Source organism: Geobacter metallireducens GS-15, assembly GCF_000012925.1.
GTDB classification, from domain to species: Bacteria; Desulfobacterota; Desulfuromonadia; order Geobacterales; family Geobacteraceae; genus Geobacter; species Geobacter metallireducens.
Map to the genome: position 1 here is coordinate 1,698,498 of NC_007517.1, position 21,942 is coordinate 1,720,439.

Consider the following 21,942-nt stretch of genomic DNA (forward strand, 5'->3'; position numbering starts at 1 on the left):
GTCGCCGTGGCCCGGTGAACCGACGGTCCGGTGTTTTCATGAGTCCGGTAATTGTTCGAAAAATGAACTGCGGCAGTGAATTTGCGTTTCGCTTCCTGAACGAGGAGTTGAGTTTTTCCCCCGAAGCCATCGACTGGCACCCTGTCGCCGTCGGCAAGCTCTGGCGCTATAATCTTCATTATTTTGATTGCCTTATGGAAGAGGGGCGGTCTCGGGAAAGCATGCGGACACTGCTCGATTCATGGATCGCCTCCAATGCACCCGGAACGGCCGATGCGTGGGAGCCTTTCCCGTTGTCGCTGCGCATTGTGAACTGGATCAAGTTATTCCTCACTTCCGATATGCGGACTACAATTGCTGATAAATGGCTGGACAGCCTCTACGATCAAACCCTCTGGCTGGAACAATCCGTCGAATATCATCTGATGGGCAATCACTATTTCAAGAATGGCAAAGCGCTCCTTTTTGCCGGACTCTTCTTCGTGGGGCCTGTGGCCGAAAGGTGGCTGGGAAAGGGTCTGCAAATCCTTTCTTCAGAGATTGAAGAGCAAATTCTTGCCGACGGCGGCCATTTTGAACGCAGCCCCATGTATCACGCCATGATTCTTGAGGATTGTCTCGATCTGTTGAACCTCTGTCTGGATCACTCCCGACGCGACCTGGGGATCTTTTCCGAACGATTGAGACTTGTGACTCGTGCCATGGTCAGATTTTTGCTCGGTATGAGTCACCCCGACGGGGAGATTGCCCTCTTCAATGATGCAGCCTTCGGCATCGAGACCCGGCCGGCAGAGCTTGCAGCCTACTACGAACGTCTTACCGGTGAGCGGATTGCGGCGCAGACTGGCGCTTATTGGGCTTTTCCTGAATCCGGCTATTTTGTCATGGCCCCTGCGCAGGGGAATCGTCTCATTATCGACTGCGGGCCCGTGGGGCCCGACTACCAGCCGGGGCACGCCCACTGTGACACTCTGAGCTTCGAACTGTCGCTAAGGGGGAGACGGGTAATAGTCGATTCGGGCTGCTGTCAGTACCTCGATGGTGACATTCGCCGGTATAACCGGGGCAACGTCGGACACAACACCGTCACCCTGGACGGGGTGAACCAGTCGGATGTCTGGAGCGCCCATCGGTGCGCCCGGCGGGCCCGCCCCATGGGCCCAGGCATTACGCTCCGCGATGATGGCGCCCTCCACTTTACCGGCGCCCACGATGGTTACCACCGACTTTCCGGCAGGCCGGTCCACCATCGAAATGTTGTCTGGCAGGGGAAGAGACTGGTCGTGGAGGATCTGCTCGATGGGGAAGGGGAGCATGAAGTTGAATCGAGGCTTCATATTCATCCGGATCTCACGGTCGGGTTTCATGAAAATCGAGCTTTTATCCGGAACGGTTCTGAGCTGCTCCTGACAGTGGCGTCTCTGGGGGGGGAAGAGATCGGGTGTGACGAGGGGTGGTACTGCCCCGAGTTTGGACTCAGCCTCCCCTGTTCAGTCCTTTCGGTCCGTCTGCGTAACGTGAGATTCCCCTCCCGTTGCGGATGGGTCATGACTATCGGCTCAGCTGATGAGCTGCGGTAAGTCCCGCAGTAACCTGAACCGGCAGTTGTCGGTCGAGCTATCGTAGTAAGTTTCCCACCCATACTCTTTTTACTTCCGTGTAACACAGTCTACAAAGAGCGGTGCTAGCATGCGCCCTGTAAGCTCCTTCATGAAAATGAGGTTAGCGAGGCCATGCACATACTCTTTCTTACCCACTATTTTCCCCCCGAGGTGAACGCTCCTGCCTCGCGCACCTACGAGAACGCGCGGCGATGGGTTCGGGACGGTCATCATGTCACCGTCATTACCTGCGCTCCGAACCATCCGAAGGGCGTAATCTACCCGGGATACCGGAACCGCTGGTGTCAACAGGAAGATCTTGACGGGATCAGGGTGCTGCGGGTGAAGACCTACCTGAGCGCCAACAAGGGTTTTGCCAAGCGGATCGCCAATTATCTCTCGTATATGCTTTCAAGTACCGTCTTCTCCTGTCTGGTGCGGGACATCGACGTGGTGGTCTCCACTTCCCCCCAGTTTTTCTGTGGTTTGGCCGGTTATTTCGTGTCGCGGGCGAGGAGTGCCCCGTGGGTTGTGGAGATACGGGACCTCTGGCCCGAGTCGATCATTGCCGTCGGTGCCATCCGCAATAGAACTGTGATCGACCTGCTGGAAGGGTTGGAAACATTTATGTACCGTCGTGCCGACCATGTGGTGGCCGTGACCGACGCTTTCAAGCGGCATATTGCCGGCCGCGGTGTGGGGAGAGACCGGATCTCCGTCATCAAGAACGGCGCGGACCTTGAACGTTTCACATCTGGTCCGAGGGAGAATTCTTTCCGGAGAGAGCATGGACTGGAAGGAAAGTTTGTTGTCTCCTATGTTGGCACCCATGGCATGGCCCATGGTCTCAATACCATCTTCGAGACTGCCGAGGCGATGCGGAGCTGTGAGGATATTGTTTTCCTGCTCGTCGGAGATGGGGCAGAGAGGGAGCCGCTTCTTGCCCGTAAGGCGGAATTAGGGCTTACGAACGTGCTTATGCTCCCCCAACAGCCAAAGGAGCGGATGCCGGAAATCATTAACGCTTCGGATGCCTGCATGGTGCTTCTGAAAAAAACGGATCTCTTCAAGACAGTGATACCTTCAAAAATATTCGAGGCGATGGCCATGGAGCGTCCCATTATCCTCGGGGTTGAAGGCGAAAGCCGTGAAATTGTCGAAGAGGGATGCTGTGGCCTTTGCATTGAGCCCGAAAACGCGGCGGAACTGGCGGATGCGATTCGGCGTCTGAGAGACGACGGGAAGCTTGCCGACGAACTGGGGCAAAACGGACGGCGCTTCGTTTCGGCAGTCTTCAATCGTGAGGTACTCGCCCGCCGCTACCTTGAAACTCTCTCGAGTATGGTGCCTTTACCGGCGTCAACCATTGGCGTGATTGGAAAAGAGTTGCCGTGAATGTGGTGCCTGTGGCAGAGAAGACCCGGATTCAGGAAGGTTGATCATCTTTTGCAACTCTGTCGATCTTGAAGTGACGGCAGGCATCGATCGAATTCAGAACCTCATCGAAAGGAAATCATGCGTACGCGCGCAGTTAATCCAATTTTCCCCACACCGGCCTCATTGGTTGCGGTGTTCCTTTACGGCACGCTCCTGACGATAATCTTTTCACCTGCATACCGTGTCATGTTCAGATGGTGGGAGCGGGATGACTTCAATCACTGTTATTTTGTTCCTTTTATAGTCCTGTACCTGGTATGGGAGAAGCGGCAAGAACTCGCAGCGCTACCATCACGCGTTTCGTGGTGGGGGGCACTTCCTCTTGTGCTCGGTCTGGCGCTGTTCTGGCTTGGCGAATTGGGAGGTGAATATTTCACACTCTATATATCGTCATGGTTCATCGTGGTGGGGGTTCTTTGGGCGCACCTCGGCTGGCAAAAGCTGAGAATTATCGGTTTTCCGGTTTTATTCCTTCTTACGATGTTTCCACCGCCGAATTTCATCTATAACAACCTTTCCATGAACCTCAAGCTGATTTCTTCCCGGATGGGGGTGACTGCGCTGCAATTGGCGGGGATGTCGGCCTTCCGGGAAGGGAATGTGATTGACGTCGGCTTTACTCAACTCCAGGTAGTTGATGCCTGCAGCGGTCTGCGCTACCTCCTTCCCCTCGTGGTTCTCGGTTGCCTAGTGGCCCATTTTCACCGGGGGGCTCTCTGGCAGAAGATTCTGCTGGTCGTCTCCACTATTCCTCTTTCCATTGTGACCAACGGACTTCGGATCGCCTCTGTCGGCATCCTTTACCCCATATGGGGGGCGCAGGTGGCGGAAGGGTTCTTCCACGACTTTTCAGGGTGGTTTATCTTCATGTGCACCCTGTGGATGCTCTTGGCCGAACTGTGGCTTCTGAGAAAGATAACCGGCAGACCGGCAGGCGAAGGGGAGAGCGCTGCCGGTTCGGCATCACACCGTTCGACGGGGATTGCCGCGACAAGCGTCTCAGAGAGTAGTGTAAGGCACCTCCCTCTTCAACCGGTGCTTGCCTTGGTACTCCTTTTCGCCACGGCTGCTCTTTCCCATGGTGTCGAGTTCCGGGAAAAAATGCCAATCAAGCGCCCTTTCACCAGCTTTCCCCAAGAGGTGGGCGAGTGGCGGGGAGCACGACAGGCCATGGAGCAGAAGTTCCTTGATGAACTTACGTTATCCGATTATGTGATTGTCAATTATCACAACCCCACCGACCGGGAAATCAATTTCTATACCGCCTACTATGAGAGTCAGCGCAAAGGTGAATCGATCCATTCGCCCGCTACTTGCCTCCCGGGTAGCGGCTGGGTTTTCGAGGAGTCGGGCAACACGCAGATTTCTCTTTCTGGCAGCCGGAGTATGACAGTCAACCGCGCCTTCATGCAGAAAGGAGAGGTCAGGCAGTTGACCTATTACTGGTTTCCCCAGCGGGGACGAATTCTAACCTCTCCTTGGCAGCTGAAGATCTATGCCTTCTGGGACGCCTTGACCCGCCATCGGACCGATGGGGCGCTAGTGAGGATCATTACTCCCGTTTATCCCAACGAGCGGGTAGATGTAGCCGAAGAGCGCCTCCAGGCATTCACCCGTCAGATTGTGCCGGTACTCGATGGATTTCTTCCTGGGGCCTAGCAATCCATTGTCCCTGACCATTGCCGGACTCCTCACGGAAGAACCGGCCTACACCAACTGATTTCGAGGAGTACCCCCATGAACGTCTTTCTCGTGGCCGGAGCCCGGCCAAATTTCATGAAGATCGCACCGCTGTATCGCGAATCCCTCACCCGTGAGGGGGTGACCTGCCGCATCGTCCACACGGGGCAGCACTATGACTACGAGATGTCCCAGACGTTCTTCGACGACCTGCAACTCCCCCAGCCCGACTACTTCCTCAATGCCGGTTCCGGCTCCCACGCCGAGCAGACAGCCCGGGTCATGGTGACTTTCGAGGAGCTGTGTGCAAAGGAACTCCCTGATCTGGTGATCGTCGTGGGGGATGTGAATTCGACCCTCGCCTGCAGCATTGTGGCGAAGAAGGCTGGTATCCGGGTGGCCCACGTGGAGGCGGGGCTCCGCAGCTTCGACCTCTCCATGCCCGAGGAGATCAACCGGATGGTGACCGACTCCATCGCCGACCTCTACTTCGTCACCGAAACGAGCGCTGTCCGCAACCTCTTTAACGAAGGAAAACCGCCGGAGCAGATCTTTCTGGTGGGACACGTCATGGTCGACAATCTCCTTCACCAGATGGTTCAGGTTCACCTGAACGGGGCTGTGGCGCCCGAACTGCGGGAATTGAAGCAGAAGGCGGGAGAGTACGTGTTCATGACCCTTCATCGCCCCTCTAATGTTGATGACGAGGAGACCTTCCGCGGCATCGCCTTTGCCGTGAACGAGATTGCGGCCCGGATACCGATTATCTTCCCCGTTCACCCGCGGACCCGCAAGATGATGGAGAGCTTTGGCATCCAGCTCCACAAGGGTGTCACCTGTCTTCCACCCCTGAGTTTCAGTGAGTCCCTCTATTTCTGGAAGGATGCCCGGGTGGTCATGACCGACAGCGGCGGCCTCCAGGAGGAAACCACAGCCCTGGGGGTCCCCTGCGTCACTATCAGGGAGAACACCGAGCGTCCCATTACCGTGGAAATGGGGACCAACGTCCTGGCCGGGACCGACCCGGATCGGATTCTTACCCGCGTTTTCGATGCGGCGGAGGGAAGGGGCAAGCGGGGGAAGGTTCCCCCCTTCTGGGACGGCAAGGCTGCGGAACGGATCTGGGATGTCATTGGCCGTAAATACGGGAAGGTGCCTGACTTGTCTGAGGCCTGCCATGAGCTTATGGAGTGCGTGGGAAGCTGATTGATGCTCCCCCTTGCGACCCTGATACTAGCGATGCTGCTGACGGTAATGCTCATCCCCGTGGTGAGCGCCCTGGCGGTGCGCTTTCACGCCGTCGACATGCCCAATGAGCGCAAGGTGCACCTGCGGCCCATTCCACGGATCGGCGGCGTGGCCATGGCTCTGGGCGCCTTTGTTCCGATTATGGTCTGGAACTTTGCCGACGGCTTCGTACGGGCCTATCTCATCGGCGCTTCGATCCTTGTTGCCACCGGGCTCGTCGATGACCTGTATGAGCTGTCACCCCGCGTGAAATTCAGCGGTCAGTTCGCCGCGGCAGCGGTGGCCCTCTTTATGGGTGGGGTAAAGATCGACAGCCTCGGGACACTCCTCCCCGAGAGCACAGCGCTTCCCGAACTTATCGCTATCCCCCTCACCATTCTCGCCATCGTTGGCGTCACCAACGCGGTGAATATGGCCGACGGGCTCGACGGGCTCGCCGGCGGCATCTGCCTCCTTATTTTTTGTGCAATCGGTTACCTGGCTTTTCTGGACGGCAACGTCTCCATCGGGCTTGTGGCCCTGGCCATGGCCGGGGTCATTTTTGGGTTTCTTCGCTTCAACACCCACCCCGCCTCCATTTTCATGGGAGACGCGGGGAGCCAGTTTCTCGGTTTTTCAGCGGTGACTCTGGCGCTGGGGCTCACCCAGGAGAGTGATTCCCTGAGTCCGCTCCTGCCGCTCCTGCTCCTGGGGCTGCCGGTCCTCGATACGCTGACGGTCATGGCCATCAGGGCCTCCCAAGGGCGATCGATCTTCTCGGCCGACAGAAACCATATCCATCACAGCCTCATGCAGATGGGGCTGCGGCATCCCGAGTCGGTGCTGGTCATTTACGTGGTCCAGGCCCTGCTCGTGCTGGCGGCGGTGATGCTGCGCTTTCAGTCGGATGTGATCATTCTTGCGGGGTATCTGGGGTTCTCGGTGGTTGTCGCGGGTTCTTTCGCCTATGCCCGCCGGACGGGCTTCACAATACGACGGTTTGACATCCTTGATGTGGTGATTGTGGGGGGGCTCAGGCGGGTCAAGGGGGAAGGTGGCGTTATCCGCCTGGCCTTCAGGTGTTTCGAGTTGGGTGTGCCGGCACTACTCCTTGTCTCCTGCCTGCGCCCAGTGCGCGTTCCCGAATATGTATCCGTTGCGGCGCCCGCTTTACTCCTTCTGCTGGCCCTTGTCCGCATTTTCCGGCCGGCGTGGAGCGGCGGCGCCATACGGGTAATCATCTATATCCTTGTTCCCTTTGTGGTCTATTACGGCGACACCGGCGCCGGTTCACGGTTCGGGAGCATGGGAGAGCGGCTCTATGGAGTGATGTTCGGCATTCTGGCGCTTCTTATCCCGGTCATCTCGAAGTTTTCGCGTCGCAGCGAGGGGTTTCGAAGCACTCCCCTCGATCTGCTTGTCATTATGCTCGCCGTGGCGGTTACGGGCCTTCCGGTCCAGTCTCTGCAACCCTACCGGCTCGGGCTCATGGCGGCAAAAATCATCATTCTCTATTTCGGATTTGAAGTGCTCATGGCCGAGTTGCGGGGCAAGTACGGACGGCTCTCCGGGTGGACAGCCGCAGCTCTCGTTGCTCTGGTAACGATCAACTGGAGGTAATACAAAGATGAACCATCGTTCGGTACGTGGAATCTGCGCCACCCTCGGCGTCCTGCTTGTTATCGGCTGTAGCGGCCCCGACGCCAAGAAAGCCAAGTTCTACGCCAAGGGGAAGGAGCTCTATGACAAGGGAGACTATGCCAAGGCGGCGCTCGAGTTCAAGAATGCCATCCAGATTGATCCCAAATACGCCGAGGCCTACCACATGCTCGGCCTGGTGGAGATGAAGAAGGGGAACATCAAGGGTGCCTTCGGCAACTTCACCAAGGCGGTGGAGTTGAATCCACAGCATCAGGAGGCACGGCTCCAGCTGGGCCGCATCTACCTTGGAGCCGGCGCTCCCGATGAGGCCATGAAGGAGGCCGTGGAGGTTCTGAAGATCAACCCCGCCAGCGAAGACGCCCAACTCCTGAAAGGGGCGGTCCTCATCGCCAGAAAGGAGAAGGGTAAGGCCCGCGAATTACTGGAAGGCCTTGTGGCAAAGGGAGTGAAGAAGCCTGATGCCTACTCGCTCCTGGCTTCGATTCACGCATTGGACGGGAACGCAAAGGACGCCGAGGCGATTCTCCGCAAGGGGCTCGCGATAAATCCTTCGTCTTCTGATCTCCATCTGACCCTTGCGGGTCTCTGTGTCGGGACCGGCCGGACCGACGAGGCGATATCGCTGCTCCAGCGGGTTGTTTCACTGGAACCCGGCAGGACAGACCACCGTTTGAAGCTCGCAGCACTCTGCTGGGACACGGGGAAGGTTGCCGAAGCGCGTAAGGCCCTGACCGATCTGGTTGCGATTGCTCCTGAAAAAGAGGAAAACCGGCTTCAGGCCGCGGGATTCCTCGCCGGCAAGGGGGAGGCCGATGAGGCGGAAAAGCTTCTGAAAGAGGGGATTGCCGGAAAAGGGAAGAACTACAAGCTCCGCTTTGCCCTGGCGGACCTTTACCTCAATACCGGCAAGGGCGACCAGGCCGTTACGCTCCTCACCGAAACGGCAGGCCTCGACAAAGCCTCCCGGCAGGAATCGCTCCAGGCGAAAAATGCCTTGGCCCAAATCGCCCTTGATCGTAACCGGGTTGACGAAGCCGTAAAACTGGTAACTGAAGTGCTGAAAGAAAGTCCGAAGAATACGGACGCACGGTTTCTCAAGGGAAACATTCACATGATGAAGGGGGAGGGTGCCCAAGCCGTTGCTGAATATCGCACTGTGGTGACCGACAATCCCCAGTCCGTTCCTGGCTTTATCCGTCTCGCCGAGGCCCATCTCCTTAACAGAGAGAAGAATCTGGCCTTCGACAACCTGCAGAATGCCCTGAAGATCGATCCCGAAAACCGCGATGCCCTTGTGGCCCTGGCGCGGTATCACGTCATGCAGAAGGATATGAAAAACGCCGAGGCGGCCCTCCGCAAAGTCCTTGCCAAGAGCCCCAACGATCTGGAAGCGAAGGCGGAGCTTGGCGATCTTTTTCTGGCCGCCGGCGACCTGAAGCGGGCCGAGGCCGAATACGGCGAACTTAAACGGAAGGCTCCGGGCCTTCCGGTCGGCTACGTCAAGATGGGAGACATTTACCTGCACCGGGGCAAGTCCGACAAGGCCCTGGCAGAACTGGAGCAGGCGGTGCGGCTCAATCCGTCGTCGGAACTCCTCGCCGGCTCCCTTGCGCGGCTCTATACACGGCTTGGCAAATTCGATAAGGCGGAATTCCTCCTCGATCAACGTCTGAAGCAAAATCCCAACGACGCTGCTTCCTACACCCTGCTGGGCCAGATGAATGTTGCCCGGAATCAGTATGGCAAGGCCCGGCAGGCCTACGAAAAGGCCCTGTCACTTAATGGTTCCAACTGGAGCGCCGCCAATGATCTGGCGTTCCTCCTGGCAGAAACCGGTTCGGGCGCCGATCTCGACCGGGCGCTTACGCTCATCGAGAAGGTTAAACAGAGCCGTCCCGACGATCCCCGGGTCCTCGATACCGTCGGCTGGATCTACTACAAGAAGGGGAATGCCGGAAAGGCCGTCGAAATTCTGTCGCAGGTGCATCGCAAGACCGGCGACAGCCCGGTTATTGACTATCACCTCGGCATGGCCTCCTACAAGGCCGGCGACAAGGCCCGTGCCAAAGAGCTCCTGACGAAGGCAATGACGAGCAAGAGCGGATTTGCCGGGCGGGAAGAGGCGGTCAAGACGCTCGGGATCATCAAGGGGTGAGGGGGGCAGCGACCGATAACGCCATGTGGGCACCGACGATTTAAAAATTATATCCCTTGATGAAGGTTGGTGCAGATTCTTTATCGTTCAGCGCCGAACCAGCACCCCGTCGGAAGCACGCCTGGCAGACAGATCATCGTGCTGATCCACGGCTTACTCTCGCTTCTTTTTGAGCAGATATCCTGAATACTGGAGCATCTCCTCGCCGTTGACCGCAACTACACGGATCGTTTCCCCCATCCCCCGACCCAGGCCACGGATCACCGCCTCCGTGTCGGAGAGAGGCTGCAGCGATACGTTGAGCTTCCCGTCGAAGAACAGCGGGAGGGCGTAGTCGACCCGAAGGAAGCCGTCTTCGTACCGCAGGCGAATGTCGTCAACCAGCATGGTGTCGTCCCCGGGGTTAGCGATCTCGTAGGCCCCCACCCTCCGTTGCCATTGTTCAGAGACCAGCACCGGCTCCATCTTCTCGCCGACCAGCATGCTCTTCCCCGCTGCCGTGGCCAGGAGAACGTTATGGCCTGAAACCGTCGACGTGGAGAACCCGAGATAGTCCAGATCTCCCAGACTTATCGGGATGACTCCCAAAAGTCTGTACCGGAGTCCCATCCGGCCATCATTGCGGGGAACGACGCTGAAGGTTTTGCCGAAGAACTCCGTCCGCAGCGTAGTGCCGGATTCGATTACTTTGACAGTTCCGAAGGGAGTGACGTAGGCGCCCGCCAGTTTTTGCCGTTCTTCAGGGGACAAGTCCGCCTCGCGCTCAACCGGCTTGCTTCGCTCCGGCTGCCGGATGCCTGCCTTGGCCTCCATGGCGAGTTTTAGAGCCTCGGTCGCCACCTTGTGCACCACGGAAGCAGCCGTGGCTGAGTTGGACAGCACCACGACCCCCAGCTTCTGTTCAGGAAGGATGACCATCTGGCTGCGGTAGAGTAGGGTGGCGCCGTCATGCCAGGCAACCTTGCCGGCATTTTCGATGCCGACGTCAGTCAGCAGCCACCCGAGCCCGATGTGGAAGTCATGGTCAAGGGGCACCCCGTCATTCTGCGGGCTGAGCATCTCCGCAAGCGTTTCCTCCTTGAGTATCCGCCGTTCGCCGGCCTTCCCCCCGGCAAAGACCATCTCCATGAAGCGGGAAAGATCCAGAACATTGGTGTGGAGCCCGCCGGCCGGGATGTCCCGCAGCTGCGGTTCCCCGATCTCCTTCCCGTTCCGGTATCCCTTGGCCAGGCGGGACGCTACGTCGGAATGGGTAGAGAATGACGAACTGGCCATCCCCAGAGGGTGAAGCACCGTCTCATCAATCTGGGAGGCATACGGTCGGCCGGCTATTCGCTCCACCGCATTGCCCAGGAGGGAAACACCGAGGTTGGAGTAGGAGAAGACGAAATTGGGGGGATACTGCGCGTACTCATCCTTCAGCAGATTAACCACGTTGGAAATAGGTTCGGGGTTATTCGTCCACATCCCTTTCAGGAAGTCTGAAGGGAGGCCGGAATGGTGGGTCATGAGGGTGCGGGGAGTGATCGGGCCGGCATCGGGGAAGCGGCTCTTAACGGAGAATTCGGGCAGGTAGGTCGACAGCGGCTTGTCGATGTCCATTTTGCCCTGTTCCGCCAACTGCAAGACCGCGGTGGCCGTGAACAGCTTGGAGATGGAGCCGACCCGGTAAATCGTATCCGGTGTGGCCGGCACCTTGTTCGCCTCATCGGCAACGCCGAAACCCTGTGCCCAGACAACCCGCTGATCGTCCACCAGGGCGATGCTGAGACCGGTCACGTCGTTTTCCCGCATCTCCTTTTTGATCAGCCAGGAGACGTACTCCTTCGTGTAACCGTAATCTCCCCGTGTCAGACTGTCCGGCTTCTTCGGCATTGTAGAGCAGCCGGCGAGCACAAAGACAACCGCAATCGCGGCCATAAAAAAATGCGTCACTCTCATCATTGTTCCCTTCTTTTTACGTCAAGACTAGCCTCTCGTCGCCGAGGCTGAACCGGGCAGCGCCCTCTGGCCTTCCTGTCTCATGGGGAAAAGTTCGTTACGAAAAACGCAGCGCGCTAGGATCAGATGTAGGCGAGCGGAGATAGAACGATTCCGTATTTTTTGCCATGGGGAACTCTCACAGGAACATTTCCGGCTCTTTCCGGCTTCGGCAGCTCGAACTCAACTGTTCAGCCACCTGCCGTACGTGCGGATCAGTCATTGTTCGTGCCCCAGCGGAACAACCCTTGATACAGGCGCAGCACCTGATGCAGATACTTGGGTCCGTTGCCACCTTGTCCTGAAGGACAATCGCCCCGGTCGGACATGCTGAAACGCACCGTACGCATTTTGTGCATGCAGCCTCTTGGGTAACAGGAGATATGCTTGAAAACAAACCCGACTCCCTGTAGGGGAAGTTCCCCGGCACCTGAAGCAGAGATATGTCTCCGAAATCTTCCATCATCCCCATTTTCTCCCTGATCATTCTCCCAAAGTCCCTGGCCGCCCTCAAGTCCTCCGTATCAGGTCGCCCGACGGCGATCGGCGTGGCAACTGTAGAATATGAATGCTCCCCGATAAAGGCCCCGGCGGCAACGGGCTTGAACCCCGCTTCCAGGGCTAGGTCCCAAAGTTCCAGCAGGGCATCCTCGTACGCTCTGTTCCCATACACGACGACAATGACCGCCGGTGTACCGTTTGCCATGAGGCGCTGTAATCTGGCGGCTGCCTCGGCCGGGAGCCGTCCGGCATACACGGGGGCGCCTATGATGACCAACCCATCACGGGTATCCACTTGCCTTTGAACTGCGGCACCGGGTGGCGTCAGATCGAGGTGTTCAACATCGTCAACACCAACTCCCTTTGCAATGCCTTCCACGACCTTTCTTGTCGTCTGGGTCGGGGAGAAGTAGATCAGTCTTGTTGAGTTTATTGCCATGTTCATCCCTCTTTCGATCATTATAGGATCACCGCGAAAACCCGCCGGTACGCCCGCCTGCAAGCCGAACAAGATCAGCCGGCGTAACTTCCAGCGTTCGGTCAGGGCGACCGATGCCGCAGTAGACGGTCGGCAGGATCGTCAGCACCTCGTCATCAATGAGCGCGGTGGCATTCTCCCAAAGCGACATGGGCGAGACACTTCCCGGCTCCACACCAAGAAATTCTCTTACCTCCTCCGGCGAAAGGGGTGCGAGGTCGCGGCGGCTTACCCCGATCAAGGCTGCGAGATTTGGATAATCAACCCTTCTGGTGCCCCGGAGAACAGCCAGAACGAGCCCGCCGCTCCTGATGCGAAAAGCCACGGTCTTAACAATCCGTGATACGTCGAACGTCAGATTTCGGCCCGCCTCTTCCACTGTCCGCGTTGCCGCATGGGCATGGAGAACAAACGGTATGCCGCTCTTCTCGACGGTCTCCATGAAGGCGCTGAATGCCTCCCCGGCCACAAAGTCCACCGCTATATCCTGTCGGAGAGCAGCGTGCCGCCAACGCCGATGTTGTCGCGCTCCAGTTCGTTGATCAGGATAATGAACTTGTCTTCTGGAATTCCCGTAATTTCGCTGGCGTCGCGGGTAAGGACCTGCACGAGTTGTGCCTTCTTTTCCTTTGTTACCGCTGCCAAATCAATGGTTATTACCGGCATCTCTTTTCCTCCTTGTCAGTCACCAAACCTGACCAAAGGCTTGGAAAATTCATAAATGGGCAGATGGCTGCCGTCGTTTAAATCGTTCCGTGAATTGCTGCCACGCCTCATCCACACCCATTCCATATGACTTGGCGAACGAATCTCCAAATCCGTGCCCATCCTTGATGGCCAGCAGGAACGAGCGGAATCGCGCTTCGTCCAGCCGCTGCAGGTGAGCGACGAACATGCCGCTCTGGCGGTAGAACATGGGCGGTGTCAGCCCGTATGAATTGGCAAATTTCTTGAAAAAGAAACTCCCATTTGCCTCCGGTATGATGCTCTTTCCTTTCAAAATTGCCTCGACCGCCCCTTCCTCGCTCATCTTCTCCGCTCCACCGCCACCGGAGACGACCACGGCCAACCCCTCCTGGAACCATGAGGGGAGGGTGGCGTTGTAGCCATAGACCATGCCGAGCCGCTGCCCCAGGTGCAGGTGAGACAACTCGTGGGTCAGGATCCGCCTGATGCGGTCCGGTTCCTTCCTCAGCCCCCCGGAGAGAAATATCTTCAGGATCACGGCGCCGCGTACTTCTTTCGGCACCCCGGTAAATGCGGCAAAGCTCTCCTCGTCCCGCGTGACGTAGACCTCAACCGGCCCCGCGAATGGGCCATGCTGCTCCCTTTCCACCGTGGCAATGGCTTCGGCCAGCTCTTTGGCGGCAACCGTTGCCACGTCCTCGGCCCCCGGCTCCGCGAAGACGCGTCGATCGGTTCCCGTCGGAACGAACTCGGCGGTGGATTTCAAGGCGGCAACGCTGCTCCGCATTAGGGAACAGCCGAAGATATTCGTTGCGAGCACGAGTAGCACGAGGAGTCTCGACAAGGTAGTCATCCAATCCGTTACTCTCGCAGACATGTGTGCTTCTCACTGTTTATGCAGGTAGCGGGCCTTCAGATTGGCGGGAATCATCCACTCCGCCAGAGTCCGCTTGGGCAGCACCTTCGCGAGCTGCGCAGCAACGGTGTCGACATCCTTGCCCGTTGCCACCAGATCCCGTGCCTTGGCGTCGAAAAGCCGCAAGTATTCCTTCATCTCCTGCAGATCCTTTTTCGTCGAAAGGGGGCCGTGACCCGGGACGATTCGCTCCACGTCCATGGCGAGAATGGCGTCGAGGGTCTTTGCCCAGTTGGGGAGGTCGCCGTCGGCAAAGAAGGGGTGGAAATCGGTGAAGAGGATATCGCCGCTGAAGAGGAGTTTCTGTGCCGGCAGGTAGACAATGGTGCTCCCCGCGGTATGGGAAGGGGCGATACGGAGCAGTTCCACCGTCTCGCCCCCCAGGTCGATGGTCAGTCGGTCGCTGAACGTCAGCGACGGCAGGACGATCTCGGTGCCGACCATGTCTTCCGGTTTCAGCCCATAGTCGCCGGCTTTTCTGAGAATCTCGGCCCCGTTTTGGGCCAGCGAGGACCGCTCGGCTTCATGGGAGATGATGGTAGCGCCTTCCCTGGCAAAGACGCAGTTGCCCAAGGCATGGTCCAGGTGGATGTGGGTGTCGACCACATAGCGGATCGGCTTGGTCGTGACCTTGCGGATGTCGGCGAGGAACCGCTCCCCCTCCTTGGCTGAGAGCAGGGTATCCACAACCAGCACGCCGTCGCGGCCGATGACGATCCCGGCGTTGGCGGCAAAGCTGTGAGTTGGCGAGGCATCCGTCGCCCCCACGTAGGAGTATACGTTGTCGCTGATTTTGGTGAGATCGGCCAAAGCCGGTGTTGCCAGCATCAGGACCAGGATTGGAAACAGCAGGAAGTGCCTTTTCATCAATGGTTCTCCTCTCGAGCATTTCGGTACGGCCAATCATTTGCCGGAATGATGCACTATATGTTAATGTCCCCTAAAAATCACCTGTCCATTGGGACAGTGACAATGAGGTATATAGATGGAGTGGCTATCACGGAGGGAGGCGGTGAGGCTGCTGGAGCTGATAGATGCATCCAGAAGCTGTGCCGATATGGAAAGGCTCAAACGGCTGTTCCATTCGCTCAACGATCTTCTATCTTTTGATATGGCCGTTTGTGGTACCGCACGCTTTGACGGAGCCGGGACCATGAATGCCCAGCAGATCATCAACATATCTTACCCCGAGGAGTGGCTCAGTCTTTATGCTGAACATGATTTTGCCGCGGTAGACCCAGTGGTACGCGCACATATAGCAGATTTCTCGGCTAAGCCTTGGAGCGAAGCATACCTCAAGTGGGGACGTCCGCAGCCATTTCTTTCCCTGGCGGAGGATTTCGGAATCCGCAAGGGTTATAGTTTCGGGGTCTTGTCATCAAACGACAGGACAGCAAGCATCTTCTCCCTTTGCGTCAGCGAGAAATACCCAGTGCATACCCCCCAAATACTCGACATCCTGGCCCCGTATTTTCACGAGGCCCTGCGACGAACCGTGCAGACCGATCTGCCGTCCGCCTGTCTCGCCACCCTTACACCGCGTGAAATCGAGGTGATTAGCTGGCTGGCCAACGGCAAGAACTACTGGGAAATATCGGTCATACTCGGAATCAGCGAACGGACCGTAAAGTTCCATACTTCAACCATTGTGCAGAAGCTCGGAGCAGCAAACAGATCTCACGCTGTGGCTATAGCCATATCAACCGGTTTGATATCTCTGGCTTGATGTTGGGAGGGGAATACTCTTGCAGTGAAAAAGTTGTGTGCCGGTGTCACCATTGAGATTGCTCATGACTCCCTCCCAAATGTTCGGATGCACAGGCCAATTGGATACATGCGCAAACTTCACCAGCTCCGGCGGATTGCCATGCGCAGGCGCCGGGCGGCATCCAGGGCGCCGAAGCCGCCGGCACCCGACCCGTAGGGGGCTTCTCCCCCCATTGTCAGCTTCCATACGTCGGTAATGTTGTAGGAAAGCTCAGCCTTGACGAGGCCGTCGCCATGCTTCAGCCCCACACTCCAGACCGTCTTCCACTCCCCCCACTCCTCGGTGCGGGTCCAGGCCGTGATGAGCGCAGGAAGGATTGCCCTATCGAAGAGCAAGATCTCATCCACCGGCGGATCGATGGCATTCCCGGCCAGGGTCATGAGCAGCGTGCCGTCGCCAAAGGCTTTTTCGGCGCTCAGCGACCCGATGGCCGCATTGCCCAGGTGATCGTTTCTGGAGAAGAGCCCGGCAACTTCCCCCCGGATGACCCACGCCCCCACTACCCGTGACAGCTCGATACCTATCCCCTCTTCCTCTGCATAGCGGCGTTCCACGGGAATCTCGATGCCGCCGGAAGTCTCCACGGCCTGATCCGTGCGGAATTCCAGGATGGGTGCCGGACGGATGCCGGCGCGCACCCACCCCCCCACATCCCACTGGCCGAAGGTGGCCAGAAGGCGGATGGCGCCGAACCCGAGCACCGGCGGCGAGCTATCCATTTCTCTCAAGGACACCCCCCGGGGAATTTCTCCGTTGATGGGCGCATTTCTGCTGCCGAGCACCGGCAGGCGCCACGGCGTGGTGACCGGGCAGCCCACGGCCTCGTAACGCACGTCTCCCTTCTGCCCCGAAAGCCGGAGTGCCCACAAGGGGAGCTTTTCGTCGGCATACGGATCGGTCAGATCCCGTGGAAGAAAGGCGTCGGCCGGGGAGTAACCGTCCGTCTTTCCCCAGCCCAGCTGGAAACGCCCCATCTGCAGGTCGATTTCCGGAGAAAGGGGCAGGCGCAGCCAGAAGTCCTGCACCGAAAACGGGGGACGGCGGAAATGCCGGTCCGCCGGGTCCAGGAGACGTACTCCCTGGTCGTCGGTTGAAAGCCACTCCCCCCGCAGGGATGCGGTCAGCCGGGCTTCGCCCAGCTTTTCCTCCCACTTGTTGAAAAGGGTTCCCCAGCCGTCTACAGATGGGCTTTGACCGCGAGCCCGTTCGGGATAGACGAACCCCTTTGCCTCGGCGTAACCGGAAAACTCTCCGGCCACGGCAGGGGAAGAGAACAGCGAAACGAACAGAATCATGCAAAGCCGAAAAGGATATCCGTTCAATCGCCCCCCTCGCGATTGAGATTCTGCAGGGTGAAGCGGCCCACGGGCTGGGGCTTGTCGTAGCTGATCCGGTCCAGGACGACAGTCGTCCTGCTTCCTTTCCTGAGGTCGCTCATCTCCCATTTTTTGGCGACCCAATGCCCCTCCAGATGCTGCAGGTCGGAAAGGGTGAAAATCTTGCTCGGCTGCTTATCCCCTTTCCGATAGAGGTCCATGCGCAGCAGGTAGAGGATGTCCTTGCGCAGGTAGAGGATCTTCTTCTCGTACACGGACCTGCCGGCCCCTTCCAGGGGGAATGCCGCAATTACGTAGCAGGGCTGGCCGTCAACGGTCTGCTCCCCCTGGAGCGTCACCCTGTATTTTTCGTGGTCGAACTCCTCCATGTCCTCATAGTTGAAATCGGTTCCCACGAACGAGGCGTCCCGGTCCTGGGCCGCGATGCGCCGCTCCCGCTTCATTGAGGGAAGGTACAGCCACTGGTCGTCATTCTGCCCCGCCGGCCGGGAAATGGAGAGGAAGCCGACCTCCTTCACCTCGGGGGGATCGGTAAAGCGGGTCAGGGTCTTGGCGTCACCGGCATATCCCTGGCGATAACTCTTCCACCCCTTCTTGCGCACCTTCCCCTCCCTGTTGACGACGGCAAGATTGCCGGAATACTGCTGGGTCTTGGAACGGTGGCGGTTTTCAGACTCCTTGAGCAGCGCCCGGGCATCCGGGGCCGCGAAGACGGTTCCTGCCAAGAGGGCTGAAATAACCGCAGCAATGACAACCAATGATGTGACCATGGTTTTCTTGTTACTCATCTCTGTCTCCTCGAAAGGTACCTGTCATGGATATTTGTCTCAGCAATCGCCGCGGTCACCCCTGCATTGTCAACGGCACACCATAGGCCGCCGCCAGAACAACGAAGCTGACAATCAGAAAGTAGTGCAAGGGCAGGAGCCTTCCCAATTCCGGTATCTGCGCCGGCCGGAAATAGACCACCTGCCAGATTAGCCGGAACAGCCAGAAGGAGGCGTAGAAGGTGCTCATGGCAACACCCAGCGGCGTGCCTCCGGCCAGTTCGCTCGTATGGAAGAGGGAAGCGTAGGCAAAGAACAGGAACATGGGAATCAGAAACAAATGAATCGTGTAGAGTACCCGTGCCGTCAGTATCTTAGTCCCGGCGAAATCCTCCCGCCAGCCGAACCCCCGGTAAAAAGAACAGTGACCGATCCCCACCAGGGCGGAGAGAATTCCGCCGATTTTTATCGCTACTTCTGCCATAGCGTTTCTTCCTCCTGATTCACTCGTACTCGATTGCCTCGGTTATTTTCAGCCGTGCCGCCTGGCGCGCCGGCATCCAGGCGGCCAGCGTCGAGATGAACGGAAGGGCGACGAGAAGCTGGGCCAGAATTTCCAAGGGATACTCGTGGGGCATGCTCCAGCCGGTGTAGAACCGTGCCACCGCCCCTTCCATGAAGGAGGCAAAGAGGTTGCCGGCCGGAATCGCCACGATCACCGCCACCAGCGAGATGACCAGCGCCTCAGCCACGACGCTGCGGACTATCTGCGACGGGATCGCACCCAAGGCCTTCAGTACGCCGATCTCCCTGGTCCGCTCGGCCACCGAAATGAGCAGTGAGGTGACGATCCCCAGGAAGGCCACCACCAGAGCAAGAAAAACTGTAACCCGCGTCAGGGCGTGAAAGGCATCGATGGCCTTCTTGATCTCGGCGATGAATTCCTGGCGGGTGGAAATCAACGCCGGCATCTTCCCCGCAAGCTTCGCCCGTATCAAGTTGCGGACCTGCCCCACATCCGCTCCGGCAACCACGGATACGTCGTATATGTCCACCCGGTCATCCTGCCAATGGCGCAGATATGTATTCCTATCCAAAAAGATGGAACCCTGATCGGAGCCGTAGTCGCGGACCACCGCGGCTATGGGGAAGCGCACAATGCCGGTCGGCGTTTCAAGCTCCACTGCCTGGCCGACCCCCAGATTGAAACGACGCTGGAAATTTTCGGAAACATAGCACATCCCCTGGCGGCCGACCCCCTGCACTATGGATTGCTCGTTGCCGCTGAAATATTCATATTTGATCCGCTTCATCACCGGCTCGACCTCATATGAGCTGATGACGATCTGATGTCCCCGGTACAGGGGACGAATCGTTCTCACCGATTCCACTGCCCGCACTCCAGGCACCTTCAGCAGTTCCTGCCGCAAGCTTCCGGGGAAGAGGAAATCGGGGCGTGACCAGTTGGCGGACGCCCGCACGTAGAAGTCACTGGTGAGGACGTCGTCCATCCATTTGACCATCGTAGCCGTCATTGATCCCATATATCCGCCGATCCCCAGCACGAAGGTAAGGGAAAGGGCCATGGCCATGACGGTGCCGGAGGTCCTGCGTGGAGCTCCCAGGAGGGCGTCGGAGCAGAGCCGCCCCGCCACCGGCGACAGCCCCATGAGCAGCGGGGCAAGGAGGCGCAGGAGCACTCGGGAAAGCGGCCCTACCAGAAGCACCATCCCCACTCCGCCCAAGGCCATGACGGAAAGGATGAGGGGGGTTCCCACGTATGGGGGAAAGAGGGCCATGAAAATGGCGCAACCTAAGGCAACAACGCCAGCTGCTATGCGGGGTGCCCGGCTTGCGGCGATGTTCGCCTGGAAAGTTCCTTTGGCAAAGGCCTCGGTGGGGGAGATCCTGGAGGCGGCAAGGGACGGATTCCATGCCCCTACCAGAGAGGCGACGACGCCCAGCAGCATCGACTCCAAGATGATTCCCGGAGGAAACCGGACAGAGCCTCCTGGGGAACTGACCCCATAGATGGTTTCCGTGGTCTGCCCCATCATCCTGAGGAAACCTTCGGCGATAGCCCCCCCGACCAGACAACCGACAGCACCGCCAACTAGGCCGATGACCAGCGCTTCCAGCAGAAAGAAGGACTGCACCTGCCTGGGTGTGGCCCCCAGGGCGCGCAATGTGCCGATGTCGCGCCGTCTGCGGTTCACTGCCACGTTGAAGGCGTTGAAGATGAGAAAGGTGCCGATGGAAAGGGCAAAGCCGCTGGTGACGTTGAAGCCGGCAACGAAATTGTTGACCGACTGCTCCATCTGCTTGCCCCGGCGATCGGGCGTTTCGACCCGGTAAGCCGGCCCGAGTGCCTTCTCCAGCGTTGCCGTCCCCTGGGCCACCGTTGTTCCTTCCGCAAGCCGCACATCGATGCGGTCGAAGCGGCGGCCCCGGCCAAAGAGTTCCTGGGCGGCGTAGACATCCACCACCATGAGATTGCCGCCGAAGGCCTCGGCAAAACCCTTGGGAGATAGAAGCCCCCGCGCCGCCACCCGTTTCACCCCGGTCGGCACCCGTACCGGCAGGGTGTCTCCGGCCTTCAGCCCCGCCCTTTGGGCAAAGTCGCGGGTGAAGATCGCTGAATCGGGCTGGGCGAGAAAGAGGAGCGGATCGTCCAGGTCGGCGTCATCACCCTCGAAACCGTATTCCCGCATCTCCCGGTCCCCCAGGAGGTCGACCCCAATTACCATCAGGCTCCCCAGTTCCCCCCGCTCTGGCACCACGATCTGTTCGATGACCGGCGATATTGCCCGGATGCCCGGAAGGGTCCGGATCTTCTCCTGTACCTCCTCCGGTACACCGCCGGTCGTGGTGATCTGAAGGTGGGCCTTGCCGGCGACCCGGTCGACGGTGGACCGTATCCCCTTGACCAGGGTCCCCTGGGCGCTCCTGATGGCGCTGAAGGTGGCAACGCCCACCACCACACCCAACAGGGTCAGCAGGGTCTTCATCAGGTGCCGCCTCACGTAGGAGAGGGACAGGGTGCGAAGCAGGAAATTCATTGTTTGCCTCCGAGGGCGCTGTCACCCTCAACTCGGCCGTCCCGGAGCTTTATCAGCCGGTCGCAGGCGGAAGCGGCATGGTGGTCGTGGGTGACCATGACGATGGTGGTCCCCCGCTCCCGATGGATGCTGCGAAGCAGGTTCAGGATCTCCTCTCCCCGGGCGCTGTCCAGGTTGCCGGTGGGCTCGTCGGCCAGGAGCAGCGGCGCACCGGTGACCAGTGCCCGGGCGATGGCGACCCGCTGACGCTCGCCGCCGGAAAGCTCGTCCGGGAGGTGGTTCGCCCGTGCCACAAGCCCCACCTCCTGCAGGACCCGCGCAACTTGTCGGCTGATTTCTCCGGAAGAGACCCCGGCCAGATGCAACGGCAGCGCCACGTTCTGGTTCACCTTCAAGGTCGGCATCAGGTGGTAGGCTTGGAAGATGTAGGATATCTGCGAGCGGCGATAGAGCGACCGCTCCTTCTCGTTCGACCGGGCCAGGTCCTTCCCCGACACTAGCACCTCCCCGGAGGTAGGGATATCGAGCCCTCCCATGAGGTTTAGGAGCGTTGATTTCCCCGAGCCTGAGGGACCCATGATCGCCACCATCTCGCCGACTCCGATGGCCAGGTCGATCCCGGCCAGGGCCGTTACCTGTGACTTCCCCTCGTAGCTCTTGCATACGTTGTGGAGTTTCAGCATTGCG

General features: G+C 58.7%; 18 protein-coding genes. 7 read left to right on the forward strand and 11 right to left on the reverse strand.

Annotated features, from left to right (window positions below; all coding sequences use genetic code 11):
• Window positions 1–38 precede the first annotated feature (38 nt).
• The 6 genes from GMET_RS07560 to GMET_RS07585 all read left to right on the forward strand — a co-directional run bounded on the left by GMET_RS07560 (window position 39) and on the right by GMET_RS07585 (window position 9,762).
• Window positions 39–1,580 carry a heparinase II/III family protein gene (locus GMET_RS07560; RefSeq protein WP_187148471.1) on the forward strand — a complete coding sequence of 514 codons (1,542 nt, stop codon included), beginning with the start codon at window positions 39–41 and terminating at the stop codon, window positions 1,578–1,580.
• Window positions 1,581–1,733: 153 nt separating this feature from the next.
• A complete protein-coding gene (locus GMET_RS07565; RefSeq protein ID WP_004511565.1) occupies window positions 1,734–2,996 on the forward strand; it encodes a glycosyltransferase family 4 protein in 1,263 nt (420 codons plus the stop codon).
• Window positions 2,997–3,116: 120 nt separating this feature from the next.
• Complete coding sequence (gene xrtD / locus GMET_RS07570; protein WP_004511564.1) at window positions 3,117–4,697, forward strand: VPLPA-CTERM-specific exosortase XrtD; 1,581 nt, start codon at window positions 3,117–3,119, stop codon at window positions 4,695–4,697.
• Between the two features lie 78 nt (window positions 4,698–4,775).
• Window positions 4,776–5,924 carry a non-hydrolyzing UDP-N-acetylglucosamine 2-epimerase gene (wecB, locus tag GMET_RS07575; RefSeq protein WP_004511563.1) on the forward strand — a complete coding sequence of 383 codons (1,149 nt, stop codon included), beginning with the start codon at window positions 4,776–4,778 and terminating at the stop codon, window positions 5,922–5,924.
• Between the two features lie 3 nt (window positions 5,925–5,927).
• Window positions 5,928–7,565 carry a glycosyltransferase family 4 protein gene (locus tag GMET_RS07580; RefSeq protein WP_004511562.1) on the forward strand — a complete coding sequence of 546 codons (1,638 nt, stop codon included), beginning with the start codon at window positions 5,928–5,930 and terminating at the stop codon, window positions 7,563–7,565.
• A gap of 7 nt (window positions 7,566–7,572) precedes the next feature.
• Window positions 7,573–9,762, forward strand: a complete 2,190-nt coding sequence (locus GMET_RS07585) for a tetratricopeptide repeat protein (protein WP_011365838.1) — start codon at window positions 7,573–7,575, stop codon at window positions 9,760–9,762.
• 153 nt (window positions 9,763–9,915) lie between these two features.
• Here GMET_RS07585 and GMET_RS07590 read toward each other — a convergent pair whose 3' ends face one another.
• The 6 genes from GMET_RS07590 to GMET_RS07615 all read right to left on the reverse strand — a co-directional run bounded on the left by GMET_RS07590 (window position 9,916) and on the right by GMET_RS07615 (window position 15,191).
• Window positions 9,916–11,706 (reverse strand): serine hydrolase domain-containing protein, encoded by a 1,791-nt coding sequence (locus tag GMET_RS07590; RefSeq protein ID WP_004511560.1) that lies wholly within the window; start codon window positions 11,704–11,706, stop codon window positions 9,916–9,918.
• A 175-nt stretch (window positions 11,707–11,881) separates the two neighbouring features.
• Window positions 11,882–12,703, reverse strand: a complete 822-nt coding sequence (locus GMET_RS07595; RefSeq protein WP_238378993.1) for a 4Fe-4S ferredoxin — start codon at window positions 12,701–12,703, stop codon at window positions 11,882–11,884.
• Window positions 12,704–12,710: 7 nt separating this feature from the next.
• Window positions 12,711–13,199 carry a YbaK/EbsC family protein gene (locus GMET_RS07600; RefSeq protein WP_004511558.1) on the reverse strand — a complete coding sequence of 163 codons (489 nt, stop codon included), beginning with the start codon at window positions 13,197–13,199 and terminating at the stop codon, window positions 12,711–12,713.
• 2 nt (window positions 13,200–13,201) lie between these two features.
• Window positions 13,202–13,387, reverse strand: a complete 186-nt coding sequence (gene dmpI / locus GMET_RS07605; RefSeq protein ID WP_004511557.1) for a 4-oxalocrotonate tautomerase DmpI — start codon at window positions 13,385–13,387, stop codon at window positions 13,202–13,204.
• Window positions 13,388–13,436: 49 nt separating this feature from the next.
• Window positions 13,437–14,195 carry a hypothetical protein gene (locus GMET_RS07610; RefSeq protein ID WP_238378994.1) on the reverse strand — a complete coding sequence of 253 codons (759 nt, stop codon included), beginning with the start codon at window positions 14,193–14,195 and terminating at the stop codon, window positions 13,437–13,439.
• A 99-nt stretch (window positions 14,196–14,294) separates the two neighbouring features.
• On the reverse strand, window positions 14,295–15,191 hold the full coding sequence (locus GMET_RS07615; protein WP_004511555.1) for an MBL fold metallo-hydrolase: 897 nt from the start codon (window positions 15,189–15,191) through the stop codon (window positions 14,295–14,297).
• Between the two features lie 118 nt (window positions 15,192–15,309).
• On the opposite strand from GMET_RS07615, the gene GMET_RS07620 reads away from it, so the two are divergent.
• Window positions 15,310–16,050: a LuxR family transcriptional regulator gene (locus GMET_RS07620; protein WP_004511554.1), complete on the forward strand. Its 741-nt coding sequence runs from the start codon at window positions 15,310–15,312 to the stop codon at window positions 16,048–16,050.
• A 119-nt stretch (window positions 16,051–16,169) separates the two neighbouring features.
• Here the strand turns inward: GMET_RS07620 and GMET_RS07625 are convergent, their stop codons facing one another.
• The 5 genes from GMET_RS07625 to GMET_RS07645 are packed head-to-tail and all read right to left on the reverse strand — an operon-like array spanning window position 16,170 to window position 21,938.
• On the reverse strand, window positions 16,170–17,387 hold the full coding sequence (locus GMET_RS07625) for a hypothetical protein (RefSeq protein WP_238378995.1): 1,218 nt from the start codon (window positions 17,385–17,387) through the stop codon (window positions 16,170–16,172).
• Window positions 17,388–17,410: 23 nt separating this feature from the next.
• Window positions 17,411–18,217, reverse strand: coding sequence for an outer membrane lipoprotein-sorting protein (locus GMET_RS07630; protein WP_004511552.1), 807 nt, complete (start codon window positions 18,215–18,217; stop codon window positions 17,411–17,413).
• Between the two features lie 55 nt (window positions 18,218–18,272).
• Entirely contained in the window at window positions 18,273–18,680 is a 408-nt protein-coding gene (locus tag GMET_RS07635; RefSeq protein ID WP_004511551.1) for a hypothetical protein, read from the reverse strand.
• 19 nt (window positions 18,681–18,699) lie between these two features.
• Complete coding sequence (locus GMET_RS07640; RefSeq protein WP_004511550.1) at window positions 18,700–21,255, reverse strand: ABC transporter permease; 2,556 nt, start codon at window positions 21,253–21,255, stop codon at window positions 18,700–18,702.
• Window positions 21,252–21,938 carry an ABC transporter ATP-binding protein gene (locus tag GMET_RS07645; protein ID WP_004511549.1) on the reverse strand — a complete coding sequence of 229 codons (687 nt, stop codon included), beginning with the start codon at window positions 21,936–21,938 and terminating at the stop codon, window positions 21,252–21,254. The genes GMET_RS07640 and GMET_RS07645 overlap by 4 nt, the downstream gene beginning before the upstream one ends.
• Between the last annotated feature and the right edge of the window lie 4 nt (window positions 21,939–21,942).